The sequence below is a fragment of the Oceanobacillus sp. CF4.6 genome, from assembly GCF_051262635.1.
Taxonomy (GTDB): Bacteria; Bacillota; Bacilli; order Bacillales; family Amphibacillaceae; genus Oceanobacillus.
The window spans coordinates 39,502-55,465 of record NZ_JBIMEX010000016.1; the positions used below are offsets into that span (position 1 = coordinate 39,502).

At 37.8% G+C, this 15,964-nt stretch carries 17 protein-coding genes; 4 read left to right on the forward strand and 13 right to left on the reverse strand.

The genetic code is table 11. The features are described 5' to 3' along the window. Positions 1–4: 4 nt before the first annotated feature. The 3 genes from ACHABU_RS18760 to ACHABU_RS18770 all read right to left on the reverse strand — a co-directional run bounded on the left by ACHABU_RS18760 (position 5) and on the right by ACHABU_RS18770 (position 2,840). Positions 5–1,270, reverse strand: a complete 1,266-nt coding sequence (locus ACHABU_RS18760; RefSeq protein ID WP_435766494.1) for a lactate racemase domain-containing protein — start codon at positions 1,268–1,270, stop codon at positions 5–7. A gap of 213 nt (positions 1,271–1,483) precedes the next feature. Then, positions 1,484–1,891, reverse strand: coding sequence for a methylglyoxal synthase (gene mgsA, locus ACHABU_RS18765; protein WP_435766495.1), 408 nt, complete (start codon positions 1,889–1,891; stop codon positions 1,484–1,486). Between the two features lie 112 nt (positions 1,892–2,003). Continuing rightward, positions 2,004–2,840, reverse strand: coding sequence for a LarC family nickel insertion protein (locus ACHABU_RS18770; RefSeq protein WP_435766496.1), 837 nt, complete (start codon positions 2,838–2,840; stop codon positions 2,004–2,006). A 291-nt stretch (positions 2,841–3,131) separates the two neighbouring features. Between ACHABU_RS18770 and ACHABU_RS18775 the strand changes: the two genes are divergently transcribed. After that, complete coding sequence (locus tag ACHABU_RS18775) at positions 3,132–4,346, forward strand: ROK family protein (RefSeq protein ID WP_435766497.1); 1,215 nt, start codon at positions 3,132–3,134, stop codon at positions 4,344–4,346. Positions 4,347–4,515: 169 nt separating this feature from the next. On the opposite strand, the gene gndA is transcribed toward ACHABU_RS18775, so the two are convergent. Further along, positions 4,516–5,922: an NADP-dependent phosphogluconate dehydrogenase gene (gene gndA / locus ACHABU_RS18780; RefSeq protein WP_435766498.1), complete on the reverse strand. Its 1,407-nt coding sequence runs from the start codon at positions 5,920–5,922 to the stop codon at positions 4,516–4,518. Between the two features lie 81 nt (positions 5,923–6,003). After that, positions 6,004–7,401, reverse strand: coding sequence for a glucuronate isomerase (gene uxaC, locus ACHABU_RS18785; RefSeq protein ID WP_435766499.1), 1,398 nt, complete (start codon positions 7,399–7,401; stop codon positions 6,004–6,006). A 334-nt stretch (positions 7,402–7,735) separates the two neighbouring features. On the opposite strand from uxaC, the gene ACHABU_RS18790 reads away from it, so the two are divergent. The 3 genes from ACHABU_RS18790 to ACHABU_RS18800 are packed head-to-tail and all read left to right on the forward strand — an operon-like array spanning position 7,736 to position 10,513. Then, positions 7,736–8,740, forward strand: a complete 1,005-nt coding sequence (locus ACHABU_RS18790) for a TRAP transporter substrate-binding protein (protein ID WP_435766500.1) — start codon at positions 7,736–7,738, stop codon at positions 8,738–8,740. Further along, a complete protein-coding gene (locus ACHABU_RS18795) occupies positions 8,733–9,218 on the forward strand; it encodes a TRAP transporter small permease (RefSeq protein ID WP_435766501.1) in 486 nt (161 codons plus the stop codon). The genes ACHABU_RS18790 and ACHABU_RS18795 overlap by 8 nt, the downstream gene beginning before the upstream one ends. Continuing rightward, the gene (locus ACHABU_RS18800) at positions 9,218–10,513 is read left to right on the forward strand and encodes a TRAP transporter large permease (protein WP_435766502.1); all 1,296 of its coding nucleotides are present in this window, start codon (positions 9,218–9,220) and stop codon (positions 10,511–10,513) included. The genes ACHABU_RS18795 and ACHABU_RS18800 overlap by 1 nt, the downstream gene beginning before the upstream one ends. A gap of 161 nt (positions 10,514–10,674) precedes the next feature. Here ACHABU_RS18800 and sspO read toward each other — a convergent pair whose 3' ends face one another. From sspO to rplQ, 8 genes are all read right to left on the reverse strand, one after another. Beyond that, complete coding sequence (gene sspO, locus ACHABU_RS18805; RefSeq protein WP_379498129.1) at positions 10,675–10,830, reverse strand: small acid-soluble spore protein O; 156 nt, start codon at positions 10,828–10,830, stop codon at positions 10,675–10,677. A 153-nt stretch (positions 10,831–10,983) separates the two neighbouring features. Continuing rightward, a complete protein-coding gene (rpsI, locus tag ACHABU_RS18810; protein ID WP_435766503.1) occupies positions 10,984–11,376 on the reverse strand; it encodes a 30S ribosomal protein S9 in 393 nt (130 codons plus the stop codon). 19 nt (positions 11,377–11,395) lie between these two features. Beyond that, the gene (gene rplM, locus ACHABU_RS18815; protein ID WP_379498130.1) at positions 11,396–11,833 is read right to left on the reverse strand and encodes a 50S ribosomal protein L13; all 438 of its coding nucleotides are present in this window, start codon (positions 11,831–11,833) and stop codon (positions 11,396–11,398) included. Between the two features lie 166 nt (positions 11,834–11,999). After that, positions 12,000–12,761 carry a tRNA pseudouridine(38-40) synthase TruA gene (gene truA, locus ACHABU_RS18820; RefSeq protein WP_435766504.1) on the reverse strand — a complete coding sequence of 254 codons (762 nt, stop codon included), beginning with the start codon at positions 12,759–12,761 and terminating at the stop codon, positions 12,000–12,002. Between the two features lie 22 nt (positions 12,762–12,783). Continuing rightward, a complete protein-coding gene (locus tag ACHABU_RS18825) occupies positions 12,784–13,581 on the reverse strand; it encodes an energy-coupling factor transporter transmembrane component T family protein (RefSeq protein WP_435766505.1) in 798 nt (265 codons plus the stop codon). After that, entirely contained in the window at positions 13,578–14,447 is an 870-nt protein-coding gene (locus tag ACHABU_RS18830; RefSeq protein WP_435766506.1) for an energy-coupling factor ABC transporter ATP-binding protein, read from the reverse strand. The genes ACHABU_RS18825 and ACHABU_RS18830 overlap by 4 nt, the downstream gene beginning before the upstream one ends. Continuing rightward, positions 14,423–15,262: an energy-coupling factor ABC transporter ATP-binding protein gene (locus ACHABU_RS18835; protein ID WP_435766507.1), complete on the reverse strand. Its 840-nt coding sequence runs from the start codon at positions 15,260–15,262 to the stop codon at positions 14,423–14,425. The genes ACHABU_RS18830 and ACHABU_RS18835 overlap by 25 nt, the downstream gene beginning before the upstream one ends. 336 nt (positions 15,263–15,598) lie before the next feature. Beyond that, positions 15,599–15,952, reverse strand: coding sequence for a 50S ribosomal protein L17 (gene rplQ, locus ACHABU_RS18840; protein ID WP_435766508.1), 354 nt, complete (start codon positions 15,950–15,952; stop codon positions 15,599–15,601). Between the last annotated feature and the right edge of the window lie 12 nt (positions 15,953–15,964).

The following is a 15,964-nucleotide window of genomic DNA, read 5'->3' on the forward strand; positions in this document are numbered from 1 at the left end:
TTTATTATTGGAATAAATTTCCTTGCTCATTAAAATCAAATTCGTACAGCTCTGAACTCTGTTCCAGATTAGGATGCTTTTCCACATGCTCAAGCAATGATTCAGAGACTTCAATTTCTCCTATATCCAATGTGTTTTTAATTCGTACTAGCTTAACTTTTGTAAAATCAAGGATATTACATGTCTTTACTGCTGCCTGGATCGCCATTTTATCAGTTGGTAATGTGGTAGATATATGGGTTGGTCCCACAACCGTTGACGTAAGCCCATTGGCATATGTCCCATGCTTATCCATTTTATTAACAAGACGTTCTGTAGTAAAATCAGCCGTTCCTACGCCATTGGCATTTCCTTCTGATTCAGGTGTTACATCAAGGACAACCATTTTCGAAACATCTGGACCACCATGTGCATATGGTGTTGGATATCGACCGGTTACGTTCGGGTCCATTCCATCTCCACTAATGTTTTTCCCAATTTCATCAATGACTAGCACATCGATCTCATCAAAGAAAAGTTTTGGAAGCAATTGTTTGGATAGCTTTTGTAGCTCAACTTCTTTATTCTCTACTTCTTCCGGAAGAAGGACTTCCAGCTTTGCAACTTTATCAAATGCATTCTCGACGGTTGCAACCGAAAAAATAATCGGCATTTTCTCCATAATCATCTTGGCCATTGCCGGGACATGTTCTGCCATATGCTTAAAGCCAAGCTGGTGACATGCTTCTGCCCCCTTTTGCTTTCCAAGTCCAATACTGATCATTTTCATAATTCCACTTTCCACAGGACCACGAAAAGCGGTATGTGGTTTCACACGATTAATTACGACAATGCCATCCGCTTCAGATGCAAGTTTATCAATATAAACTGGTAATCCATTAGGAAGTTCACCAATTTTAATAACTTCCATGGATGAACGAATCTCTGCGTTAACGGTCTCTTTTGTAATACCTAAGTGTTCAAGCACCGCTTCCTGCCCTTGGGCAGTTGCTCCTCCATGACTACCCATAGATGGAACAATAAACGGTTTTGCACCTAAATCCTGAAGAAACTTAATCGTGAACGCAGTTAGATCTACAAGGCGATCCACACCTCTGCTTCCAACCGCCACAGCTATTTCCATCCCTGGTTTAACCGTATCTTTTACACGCTCCAGTTGTTCCTGTAAAGTTCCTATAACATCTTCTTCCCTTGTGCTGTCAAACGTTTGCTTAACTTTTGCCATCTTGGGAACAGGAATATCATTTAGCAGCTCTTGCAAAATACCCATACAGCTAATTCACTCCATTTCAGATTATATTTAACTAATTAACTATCGAATATACTTTATAATTACTATTCCCTTAAAAAGGATAATTAACACCGTTACTTGTAATCCCTTTCATCTAGGGATGTAATTAGTTTGTCGGATAAACTAATTACATAAATAGAATATCATGATGACGTTTCCTAGTCAACCACCACATATGATACGCCAAACTATTTACCCCTTTTTATCACGTATAATCTCGCGCCATTTCAGATCCCCACGCTCTAATGCATGAATGAGAATCTCAGCTGAACCCATATTTGTTGCTAAAGGAATGGAGTACACATCACATAACCGCATCAGGGCAGATATATCCGGCTCATGTGGCTGAGCTGTCAATGGATCTCGGAAAAAAATTATCATGTCCATACTATTATCCGCAACCATGGCTCCTATTTGCTGATCGCCACCAAGTGGGCCAGACTGGAAACGATGAATCTCCAGACCTGTATTCTCCGAAATTCTCAAACCTGTTGTCCCAGTAGCAAATAGTTCGTGTTTTTCCAAACTATATTGATATGCTTCCGTAAACCGAACCATATCGTCTTTCTTCTTATCATGAGCAATTAATGCAATTTTCATTATAAAGCCCTCCTGTAAACGTTAAAACGTTTTTTCTTATTAGCTGTTTTCGCATAGATTGTTGCTAACTGCACCGCCAATTATTTAGAAAACAGCCTTCATATTTGCTTCGTTATTCTCCGATAATGGTACGTAATACATTGGGGTGGTCGGCAAATGTTTTTGTCCCTGCCCCATAACCAATTGTATTTACTTTAAGTGATGGCATGCTTCCAAATTCTTCAGCGAGAACTGCGATGATTGCCGCTCCCGTCGGGGTCGTCAGTTCTGCTTTTAATTCACTCCCCGCAATAGGAATCCCTCGTAAAATTTCCAATGTTGCTGGTGCAGGCACTGGATAAACTCCGTGATCAATGCGTATCTTACCTCCACCTACTGGAACTGGAGCTGACTTCACTTTATCAATTTCCATTTGATGAATTAAAATAGCTGTTCCCACGATATCGACAATTGAATCCACCGCACCTACTTCATGAAAATGTACATCCTCTAATGGCATTCCATGAATACGTCCCTCTGCTTCTCCAATTTTCTTAAAAATCTTCAATGCCGTATTCTGTACCTGTTCCTCAAAGCCAGCTGAGTGAATGAGATTTACGATATCTTTATAGGAACGATGACTATGGTGATGGCTATGTGTATGCGTGTGCTCATGATGTTCATGTGTATGATCATGTCCATGCTCATGTGAATGTTCCTGTTGATCGTGTTCCTGTGAGTGATGCTCATGCTGATGTTCGTGTTCCTCACTTAATAGAATTACATCAAATTTGGTGCTTGTAATGCCATTTTTAACGACTTTATTCCATTTTAGTTGATATTCATCGTCCATACCAAGTTTTTTTAATTCATTCTCCATGTATATAGGATCCCCACCCGCATCAACGAGTGATGCAATTGTCATATCCCCGCTTATACCAGAAAAACAATCAAAATATAGAATTTTCATTCCAATTGCTCCTTTTTTTGTTATAATATAGATATATTGCAATTTCTTATACTTGCTCTCATAATTATGTAAACCTTTTCATTTTGAATACGGAACGTTTTAATGTACTATTTTAGTATATTACTTTGTTTAATAGACAAACCATAAGTTCAAGAAAAGAATATCACTATTATACACAGGACGTCAATAAATCTTCTTTTCCTTAAAGTGGCTTGAATTTATAGTATATTAATAATAGTTATAACAAGCGCTTACATTTATTTTATAATTTAGATTGGGGTGGGTCAAGTTATGGTTACGGGTGATGGGGCTTACATAAAGAAAATTAATAGGAGTCTAATCTTAAAAACAATTATTGAACATGGTATGATATCCCGGGCAGAACTAGCAAAAATTACTGGGTTAAACAAAGCAACTATCTCTATTCAGGTTGCTGCTTTACTAGAGGAAGATTTAATCTATGAAACGCAACAGGAGCATAACGCAGTTGGAAGAAGACCAATTATGCTTTCCATCAAACGTGATGTAGGTTATGTACTAGGAATCGACTTGGATTATAAAGAAATTCAGTATACCTTGTCTGATTTACTCGGATATCCTGTCCATCACGAAAAAATTTTCTTGGACAGTGAAAATTATGAAGAAATCGTCCTGTTACTCGTAGAGCAGATTCAGAAGTACCATAAAAATTGCAGTCATAGTCGATACGGGTTAATCAGTACGGTAATCGGCATTCATGGAACTGTAAACAAAGAAGAAAACATTTTTTTCATTCCAAGATATAAATGGCATAGCAAAAGTCTTAAATCTGATATAAAAGAAAAAATAAATTTCGATTTAAATATTCACATTGATAATAATGCTAATTTATCATCCTATGCAGAAAAAGTTTATCACTACCATAAAAGTGACAACCTGCTTAATATAATCTTATCCTCTGGTATTGGTGCTGGAATTATGGTGGATGGGCATATACACAAAGGTTATCATGGTTATGCCGGTGAAATGGGGCATATGATTATCTCTCCCGACGGGGCATTATGCAAATGTGGAAACTATGGTTGTTGGGAACTTTATGCAGCAGAGCCTCGTTTATATGAACAAATTGCCAAGAGACTTGATAAACCGGTTATTACACAAAATGAATTTTATAATTTAGTAAACGAAAAGAATCCGATTGTTTATGAAGAAATGGAAATATTTATTAAATATTTATCCATTGGTCTGAATAACATTATTAATTTATATAACCCGGAAACAATTGTACTCAACAGTGAAGTATTACAAACGTACCCGAATGTAATCGAAAAGATCAAGGGGAATTTAGTTTCTTCTGTAAGTCAATATGGTGAAATCGTACTATCAACGCTTGGGAAAGATGCCTGCATAATGGGAGCATGTGCGATAGCAATTCAAAATTTCTTTGAAGTCCCTGAATTAATATTTTCTGATTCCGAAAAACATATTCCATATACAAATCATAAAATAGAGATATTAAATAATTAAAGCTTTCTAGTTAAGTTAGTTAGAAAACTTGGTATCCGCCAAGCCTTTTCGGCGAATGCCTTAGTTGCACTTATGCAAGTAAGAAAGTTTATACTTTCTTACTTGCCAAAAAAGGAGCACTCCCATCTATCAAGGGAATGCTCCTTTTTTAAATCTAAATTTGATTTTTTTAGAACCAGTTTGTATGGAAAGTTCCTTCTTTGTCTTTACGTTGATACGTGTGTGCACCAAAGTAATCACGTTGTGCTTGGATTAGGTTTGCTGGTAAGTCTTCCGTACGGTAGCTGTCATAGTAAGCTACTGCGCTTGAGAATGTAGGAACTGCAATACCATTTTTAATAGCAACGGAAACAACTTCACGCAATGCTGATTGATAGCCTTCCACTACTTCCTTGAAGTATGGATCAAGCATTAAATTAGCCAATGCCGGTTCCCTATCATAAGCATCTTTAATTTTTTGTAAGAAGTTAGCTCGAATAATACATCCACCACGCCAAATCATAGCGATATCTCCGTATTGAAGATCCCAGTTGTTTTCTTCGGAAGCTGCACGCAATTGTGCGAATCCTTGTGCATAAGAAACCATTTTACTCATATAAAGTGCTTTACGAACCGCTTCAATTAATTCTTCGCGATTACCATCATAAGCGCCTGTTTGTGGTCCACTCAATACTTTACTTGCTTTTACACGCTCATCTTTCAATGAAGAGATGAAGCGAGCAAATACAGACTCTGTAATCAACGGTAGTGGTACCCCAAGATCCAATGCATTTTTGCTTGTCCATTTTCCAGTTCCCTTTTGACCAGCTTTATCCATAATGACATCAACCATTGGTTTACCTGTTTCATCATCTATTTTTGTAAAGATGTCCGCAGTAATTTCAACCAAATAGCTGTCTAGCTCGCCCTTGTTCCATTCGGTGAATACTTCATGTAACTCCTGTGCTTCCATACCAAGGACATTTTTTAAAATATCATATGCTTCTGCAATTAATTGCATGTCGCCATACTCAATTCCGTTATGAACCATTTTCACGAAATGACCAGCACCATTTGGCCCGATATAGGTCACACATGGATCACCATCAACTTTTGCAGAAATAGCTTCAAATATAGGCGCTACAAGTTCATACGCTTCTTTCTGACCACCAGGCATCATAGAAGGTCCATTAAGTGCACCCTCTTCTCCACCTGAAACTCCAGTTCCGATAAAGTGAATACCTGTTTCATCAAGCATTTTATTACGGCGGATTGTATCTTCATACAATGTGTTGCCGCCATCTATTAAAATATCGCCTTTTTCAAGATACGGCTGTAAAGATTCAATCGTTGCATCTGTAGCTGGACCTGCTTTTACCATTAGTAAGATTTTACGTGGTTTTTCAAGTGAATTAACGAATTCCTCGATTGTCTCAGATCCGACAAAGTTTTTGCCTTTCGCTTCATTTGTCAAAAAATCTTCTGTTTTGTTATAGGAACGATTAAATACGGAAACAGAGTACCCTCTGCTTTCAATATTTAAAGCTAAATTTTTACCCATAACGGCTAATCCAATTACACCGATTTGTTGTGTCATTTATATCATTTCCTCTCTTCGCTACTTTATTTGAAATGAATCATTTACATTATACATAATAATGGACGGAAATTGAAATCCTTATATTCCAAAGTAGCGTTTTGCATTTTCATAGCAGATGTTTTTTACATATGTTTCAAGTAATGCCATATCTTTTGGTGCTTTGCCTTCCTCTACCCATGTTCCTAATAAATTACACAAAATTCTTCTAAAGTATTCATGTCTAGGAAATGAAAGAAAACTACGGGAGTCTGTAAGCATTCCGACAAAATTACTAATAAGCCCCATATTTGCGAGTGTCTTCATTTGGTCTTCCATGCCGTCAATTGTATCATTAAACCACCATGCAGTTCCAAATTGAACTTTACCAGGTATTTCACTAGTTTGGAAATTACCGGCCATTGCTGCAAGTATATTGTTATCTCGTGAATTCAAGCTATACAAAATAGTTTTCGGAAGTTTATCATTGATGTCCATCGCATCAAGTAAATTCGATAATTTATTCGCTAGCAGTTGATCACCAACAGAATCAAATCCACTATCCGGTCCTATCAATTTAAACCTTCTTGTACTATTATTACGCAATGGATTGATGTGTAATTGCATAACCCAGCCTTTATCTGCATACAACTCACCGAGTGTCACCAATGTGTAAGTTTTAAATTGTTCCACTTCTTTTTCGGATAATGTTTCACCATTTAAACGTTTAAGGAAAATGTTAGCAACTTCACTTTCAGTTGCAGCTTCATAAAACATGACATTGATACCGTGATCAGAGCTTCTGCAGCCATTTTCATCAAAGTATTCTACACGACTAGCTAATCCATCTAAAAAGGCACGGTAAGTTTCAATCGTCGTATTTGTTGCCTGTTCCAGTTTCCCTACCCAAGCTAAAAAGTCATCATTTTCAATGCTTAACCCTTTATCCGGTCTAAATGACGGTGAAACAGTTAAAGCTTGATTCTCTTTAGCTAATGCTTGATGGCTTGCAAGATCATCGGTAGGGTCATCCGTTGTTCCAACAAATTCAACTTTTTTATTTCTTAATAATGATCTTGTTGAAAATTCAGGGCCAGCCAACTTCTCATTTGCCTCTTCCCAGATAGCTGGTGCAGATTCCTCATTAAATACTTGATCAATATCGAAATATCTTAATAACTCTAAGTGTGTCCAATGATAGAGTGGATTTCCGATTGTATTAGGCACTGTTTTTGCCCATGCCATAAACTTCTCATAATCACTCTTATCACCAGTGATATAATCCTCACTTAGTCCGTTTGCACGTAATGCACGCCATTTATAATGGTCTCCACCTAGCCAAACTTGAGACAAATTCGAGTAATTCTTATCCTCTAAAATTTCATGCTGGTTTAAATGGTTATGATAATCAATAATTGGTAAATTCTTTGCTGTATTGTGATAAAGCTCTTTCGCAGTTTCATTATAAAGCAAAAAATCGTCGGTAATAAAGGTCTTCACTTTCAATCATCCCTTCCCTTTTATTATATAATGATTTTTCCCTAATCCATTTATAATAGAACCTCATTTTTAAAGTTCTAGGCAAACAATTAGTTTGTTTACAAAACAAACTATATATATTATACTTACTTCATAATATATGTAAACGTTTTATATTTCAAGCGTTTTATTATATGTTTACCAATTAATCTGAAAGTTAGAGTGATAAGATCTATAATTAGGCAAAAATTAAACGTTATCTACCTAAAATATAGTTATTTATGTAATTAACTTGAGATCAATTAGGGAACTATTATTTATAACTACAATTATACACACCTAGGGAGGTTAAAAGATGAAGAAGACACTAAGAATAATAGCGGTTTCATTATTTATAATGATTATTGCGGGTTGTCAAAACGCGTCAGGTGATTCAGTTACAAAGGAGTTAAAGCTTGCACATAATCAGACACTAGACCATCCTGTACACCTTTCATTAGTTGAATTCGGGAGATTGGTAGAGGAAAAGTCAAATGACACAATCCAAGTGGATATTTTCCCGAATGGACAGTTGGGAAGTGAACGAGAAGTAATTGAACTAACACAAACAGGAGCAGTTGATGTTGCAAAAGTGAGTGCCAGTGCCTTGGAAGGATTTGAATCCGATTACTCTATTTTTAGTCTGCCATATGTTTTTGAAGAATATGAAGAATTCGAACACGTAATGAACACGAAGTCAATTACTGATAAAATTTATCAAAATACAGAGGATATTGGTTTTATCGGACTAACCTATTATAATGCTGGCATGCGTCATCTTTATACAAAGGACAGGGAAGTAAATGATCTATCAGATATGAGTGGATTGAAAGTGAGGGTACAGCCAAGCCAGACAAGTGTAAACATGATTGAAGCTTTAGGTGGGATACCGACAGCAATGGCTTATGGTGAAGTATATACATCTCTACAATCTGGAATCATTGACGCTGCCGAGAACAATGAAACCGCCTTAGTCGGAAATAATCACGGGGAAGTCGCCAAGTACTATATGTATACAGGCCACCAAATCGTCCCGGATATGTTGATTATGAATGCCGAACGATTTAACCAATTTTCCGAAGACGAACAAGCTCTTATCCAGGAAGCAGCAGATGAATCAACCACCTACCATGAAGATGTATGGGCAAAGGCAATAAAAGAGCAAACAGAAACAGCCAAAAATGAAATGGGCGTGCAATTTATTGAAGTAGACAAGAAACCATTTATCGAAGCTGTGCAACCGCTTCATAAAGCTTATGCCAATGATGAAAAAACAAAAGATATTTATCAGCTAATTATGGGAGGGAAAGCAAATGATTAAATTTAAAGACAAGCTAGATAAAACACTTTTAACGTTTTCATCCTTTTTGCTGATTATGATGGTTATCCTTTCCTTATGGCAAATATTGGCGCGATATGTATTTAATATTTCGTCTCCGGGTACGGAAGAAGTAACAAGATATTTACTAATTTGGTTTGGATTAATGACAGCTGCATATGTATTTGGAGCAAAGAAACATATTGCCATCCTATTTTTCAGAGAAAAATTAGGGGATAAAACAGTTATTTTATTTGAACGAATGACCGATATACTGATTATTTTAATTACTGGAATTCTTATGGTTTATGGCGGAATAAGAGTTGTGCTATTAACTTCTGCACAAACTGCTGCAGCAACTGGAATCTCTATGGGAATCGTCTATGCCGCATTACCAGTTTGCGGGATATTAATTATTATTTATACGATTCACAGCATGTTAACTAGTAAGGAAAACCATAATCAGGAGGTTGGAGTATAATGGAAACAATTGCAGCGATCGTATTATTTGCCAGCTTCCTCTTTTTATTGTGGTTTGGGGTTCCAATTGCAATCGCAATCATTGCCAGTTCCGTATTGACCTTTTTACTCGTGCTACCATTTGATGTAGCAATCATGACCTCGGCCCAACGAATGGTTACTGGAATTGATAACTTTACAATGCTTGCCATTCCGTTATTCGTACTATCAGGGATTATTATGAGTACGGGTGGAATCGCGTTCCGATTAGTTAACTTTGCCAAGATACTTGTTGGAAAACTTCCCGGTTCTCTTGCACATACGAATGTAGTCGGGAATATGCTCTTTGGATCGATTGCCGGTTCTAGTGTTGCATCTGCAGCAGCAATGGGGCGTATTATGACACCGATGCAAGATAATCAAGGATATAAAAGAACGTACTCTGCAGCAGTAAATATTGCATCTGCACCGACAGGTCTAATCATCCCACCAAGTTCCGTAATAATCGTATACTCACTTGTCAGTGGCGGTACTTCGATTGCAGCATTATTTATGGCTGGCTATATACCTGGGATTCTTTGGGGGGTCGGGGTAATGATTGTTGCTTATTTCATGGCCAAAAAAGAAAATTATCCGGTATCAAGCTTGCCATCCTTTAAAGACGTGCTCTATATTATCTGGAGTGCTATTCCAAGTTTACTATTAATCGTTATCGTTATTGGTGGGATTATTGCCGGTATATTTACAGCAACAGAGGGTGCAGCCGTTGCAGTACTTTATTCCACTGTACTCTCATTGATATATAAAAGCTTAAAGGTAAAGGATATTCCAATCATATTAAAGGAAACCATTGAAATTACTGGGATGATTCTATTCCTAATTACCGCTTCTGCATTATTTTCATTGATTATGTCCTATATGAACTTACCGCAGTTAATCAGTGATCTGCTGTTATCTATAACAGATAATCAAATCGGAATACTACTTATCATGCTAGTAATTCTGCTTCTTGTCGGTACATTTATGGATATTACACCTGCCGTACTCATATTTACACCGATATTTTTACCCGTAGCAGAAACGTTCCAAATGGATCCTGTTCACTTTGGAATCGTCTTATGTTTTGCTTTATGTATTGGAAACATGACACCACCTGTTGGTAGTGCACTATTTGTTGGTGCCTCTGTGGCAGACGTTAGAATTGAACAAGTTATTAAAACCCTGCTTCCGTTCTTTGCAGTAGTTATTGTGGTTCTGTTATTTATAACATTTATCCCACAATTAAGCTTGTTCCTTCCAAATTTATTTGGACTATAGTATTTCATCTCATAACTAACACAAACCGCTTTGGGCTGGCCCCCAAAGCGGTTTTATTATAAGTTACCAACAGAAAACCGATCACTGTCACTTCCCGTTTTTTGTCAAATGAACAAAGATAAAAAGAACTCTCAAACATAAGGTCTGAGAGTTCTTAATCATTATTGTCTTTTCTTCGTCTTCTTGTTATTGAACTTTTCTTCTGGAGTCAAAGGTTCATTGGCAAATTCATGATCAAATTCCTTAGATAATTTCCCTCTTACGGCTTGTTCATCACTCATTCCATCCGTCAGCTTATTCTTACCTCTTTTACTCATAAAAAGCACCTCCATGCCCTTATTTTGTCTGCTAGCCATCATAGTATGTGTCTGATGTAGTACCTCATCCAAACAATTTATATCTTTCATCAATCTTTTGAACAAAAAAAGACCCTCAACCAAAAGGTGAGAGTCTTTGAAACGATAATAGAATTAACGTTTTGAGAACTGAGGTGCTTTACGTGCGCCTTTAAGACCGTATTTTTTACGCTCTTTCATACGTGAATCACGAGTTAAGAATCCTGCGCTCTTTAAGCTTGGACGGTATTCTGGATCTGCTTCAAGAAGCGCACGAGAGATACCGTGACGAATTGCACCAGCTTGACCAGTGAATCCTCCACCATGAACGTTAACTAAAACATCATAAGTTCCTTGTGTTTCTGTAGTTACTAATGGCTGATTTAAAATCAACAATTGAGTTTCATATGGGAAATAGTCTCTTGCATCGCGACCATTAATTGTGGTATTACCTGTGCCTGGTATTAGACGTACACGTGCTGTTGAGCTTTTGCGGCGACCTGTGCCGTAATATTCTACTTGTGCCAATTGATTAACCTCCTCTTAATTATCCGCGAAGTTCGTAAACTTCAGGTTGTTGTGCTTGATGTGTATGTTCAGCGCCTCTGAATACGTGTAATTTTTTACCCATTTTACGGCCTAATGGACCTTTTGGAAGCATGCCTTTGATAGCAAGCTCAAGCATTTGTTCAGGGTATTTAGTACGCATTTCGTCAGCATTACGTTCTTTTAATCCACCTGGATGGCCAGAGTGACGGTAGTACATTTTGTCGTTAATTTTGTTTCCAGTTAATTCAATTTTCTCTGCATTGATAATGATAACATTGTCACCAGTATCCGCGTGTGGTGTGTAAGTTGGTTTTTGCTTCCCGCGAAGGATAGCTGCAACTTCACTTGCTAGACGACCAAGACGTTGGCCTTCAGCATCCACAACAAGCCATTTGCGTTCAATATTTGATTCATTCGCCATGAAAGTTGTGCGCATGATAGATTTCCCTCCATATATCAATAATTCATTTTTATTTTCATTCGTTTTTTATATTCTTAACATAATTAGATTCCGGGGCTAATCATGGTTTAGAAATAAAATGCCATATATCATAATATAACAAATTACAGCGATTTGTCAAGGGCTTGAGAGATTTAATCCCTTATATTAATTTGTATTCTTTATTATACTTCACTTTCCATAGGTACAAGCCATTTGGAGATATTGTTTTCCCTACTTGTTGGCGATCTCTCTTTTCCAATAGAATAGGAATGTCTTCAGGTTTTCTTCGTCCTTGACCAATATCCAGAAGAACACTGACCATTATCCGGACCATGTTATACAAGAACCCGCTACCACGGAAAATAAACTCTATATCATTGCCCTGCTTTATACAGGATGCATGATAAAGTGTTCGAACTTTCTCTCCCTTAATAGTCGATTTTGCTGAAGAAAAGGTTGTGAAATCATGTGTCCCTTCCAAATAACGGCAAGCCTCCGTTACTTTTTCAATATCGATTTCATATGGAAAATGGTACGTATAGTTACGCGAAAATACATCCGGCTCCACTGCATTCCGAACAAAATAATGATATTCTTTTTCGGAAACACTGTATCTTGCATGAAATTCTCCAGATACCTTGATAACCTCTTGAATATAAATATCATCGGGGAGAAGCGTATTTAGAGCGCGTTTCCAGTTTTCTTCGGGAATATCATACGTCGATTCGAAGTGTATCACTTGTCCAATGGCGTGTACGCCAGTATCAGTGCGTCCTGAAGCTTGCAGACGTATTTCAGCCCCTTTATGCATCTCCTTAAGGACTCTCTCCAGAACCCCCTGTACGGTTCGATTTTGTGGTTGAACTTGAAATCCGTAGAATCCGGAACCGTCATATTTAACAACACATTTTAATCTTGCCATTATCAACCAGCCTTTCTAAACTTTACGACCTAACAAGAAGTAACCCCGTTATTACAAAAGCAAACAAAATAAAAATAAGAACATCACGCTTTTCTATTTTTAACTCTCTAAGCTTTGAACGACCTTCGCCCCCCTGATAGCCTCTTGCTTCCATTGCCATTGCCAGTTCTTCTGCACGTTTAAATGCACTAACAAATAACGGCACTAAGAGTGGTACAACAGCTTTAATTCTTTCTTTGATCGGACCGGTTTTGAAATCAACACCACGGGATGCCTGTGCTCTTGAAATTTTATCCGTTTCCTGCATCAAAGTAGGAATGAACCTTAAAGAAATAGACATCATTAATGCCAATTCATGAACTGGAAACTTAAATCTTTTCAATGGATGAAGCATATCTTCTATCGCATCCGTTATTTCAATCGGTGTAGTTGTCAATGTCAATAACGAAGTCACAAGAATTAATAAGAAAAATCGCACAGAAATTGCTATTCCTTGAATAAGGCCACCAGAATAAAATTCAAAAATCCAGAACTCAAATATAACGGTGCCTTCTCTTGTAACAAATAAGTGCAATATAAAAGTAAATATAATTAAAAACCATACAGGTGTCAGACCCTTTATAATAAAGCGGATAGGAACTTTAGAGGTAAACATACATGCCAGTGCGAAAATAGTTAATAGACTATAACTCGCAACATTATTGGCTAAAAAGACAATAAATACAAAGAAAAAGATGATCGTAATTTTGGTCCTCGGATCCAAGCGGTGTACCAATGACTCCCCTGGTACATATTGTCCGATAATCAATGAATTGTTCATCTAGATTCAGCTCCTTCAATAATATGCCGAATCGATTGTGCAATTTCTTTTACCGATTGTTTTTTAAATGGTATAGTTGTTCCAAATTTTTCCTGGAATCTATTTAAAAATTGCACCATCTCAGGTACATCCAAATGGACACTCTGAAGTGCTTCCTTTTCGTTAAAAACTTCTTCCGGAGTACCTTCCATGAACTTTGTCCCTTTGTTGAGAATAAGCACCTGATCTGCATATTTTAAAGCATCTTCCATACTATGTGTAACTAGAATGGTCGTTAAGCCTTGTTCCTTGTGTAGGTTATAGAACATATCCATGATTTCCTTTTGTCCCCTTGGGTCGAGTCCGGCAGTCGGTTCATCAAGCACGAGTACATCAGGACTTACAGCCAGTACCCCGGCAATTGCTACTCTACGCATCTGACCACCACTTAAATCAAACGGAGATCGTTCAAGGACACTTTCATTAAGCCCTACGGCGGGAATGATTTCTTTTATCCGCTTTTGAATCTCGCCTTCGGAAACACCAAAGTTCTGGGGCCCGAATGCAATGTCTTTTGCAACCGTCTCCTCAAATAGTTGATGCTCTGGATATTGAAAGACGACACCTACCCGGCTTCGTAATTCCTTCATATCCTTTGGTTTATGATCTTTTGACAGTCGATAGTCACCAATTATAACTTCTCCCTCAGTTGGAACAGAGAGGCCATTTAAATGCTGAATAAGCGTTGATTTACCTGATCCCGTATGCCCAATAATTGCAACAAACGATCCTGACTCTACTTGAAAGGAAAGATCTTCAATCGCTTTATGTGCAAACGGCGTATTTTGTTGATAGATATAGGTTACGTTCTTGAATGTAATGTCCATAGGTCCTCCAACAATTCATCTTGATTTAACGGTGCAGCCCTCAGGCTAACACCTGCTAGTTTTAACTCTTCTGCCAGGATAGCTACGAAAGGAACATCCAAACCAATTTTGCGCAATGCATCTTTTTCGGAAAAGATCTCCCTTGGGGAAGCTTCCTTCCATTTCTCACCATTGTTCATTACAATAACGCGTTCAGCTTGAACCACTTCCTGTAAGTCATGTGTAATCGTTATAAGGGATAATCCATTACTCTCCTGGATCCCCCCGACCGTATCCATAATCTCTTTACGTCCACTCGGATCCAGCATAGCGGTAGCTTCGTCTAAAATGAGTACTTTCGGAGAAATTGCCAACACACTCGCAATAGCAACGCGCTGCTTTTGTCCACCTGATAGTCGATGTGGTTCAGTTAGGCGATAGTCCTGCATACGTACCGCAGATAAGGTCTCTGTAATTCTTTTCTGCATTTCTTCTCTTGGAAATCCTCGATTCTCCATACCGAAAGCAACATCATCCTGTACGGTGGCTCCAACAAATTGATTATCCGGATTTTGAAAAACCATTCCTACTTCTTTCCGAATATTCCAGATGGAATCTTCATTTACTTGCTGTCCATCTATGATAATCTCGCCTTCCTGAGGGAATAATAATCCGTTTAATAATTTGGCTATTGTTGACTTTCCTGAACCATTATGTCCAATAATAGCAACCCATTCATTTTCATAGATTTCAAATGAACAGTTTCTTAATACCCAGGGTTCTTTATCTCCGTACTTGAAAGATACATTTCTAAACTCAACTAATTTCTTACTCATCATGAAACCTCCTCTACCACTATGCTGACATCCAGGAAAAAATATGTATGTATTATGTATTCAATTATGAATAAGAATAAGGTGTAAATCTCATTTCGTGTAAGACAACGCCGCTGAACGCGCACTTTCACTTTTCTTACTAGATCCAGCTCTGACTCCCAGAAGCTGCGGTCATAAGCAATAGATACACTGTGCAGGAAAACCCACCTGCACTTGTGATCCCTTGCTTATGCCTTCGCTTCTAATCGGTCGTCTCCGCCTTTCAATCTACAAAAAAAGGGCTTGGATTAACCTCGTGAGAGAGATTGAGTCCTGCCCTTGCCGCATGTAGCCTGATTAAACCAATTCAATGATTGCCATTTTTGCTCCATCACCTTGGCGTTCACCTAGTTTAAGAACACGAGTGTATCCACCTTGTCTGTCTTCATAACGTACAGCAACGTCATCAAAAAGTTTTTGAAGAACACTATTTTCTTCATCTGCCTCTTTGTTGTATAAGAATGCTGCAGCCTGACGACGTGCATGAAGATCACCACGTTTTCCAAGTGTAATCATTTTTTCTACTGTAGATTTAAGTTCTTTCGCTTTTGCTTCTGTTGTTTCGATCCGTTCATGAATAATTAAATCAGATGCAAGGTTGCGAAGTAGCGCCATACGATTGTCTGTTGTACGTCCTAACTTTCTAGCCACGGACTATCCCTC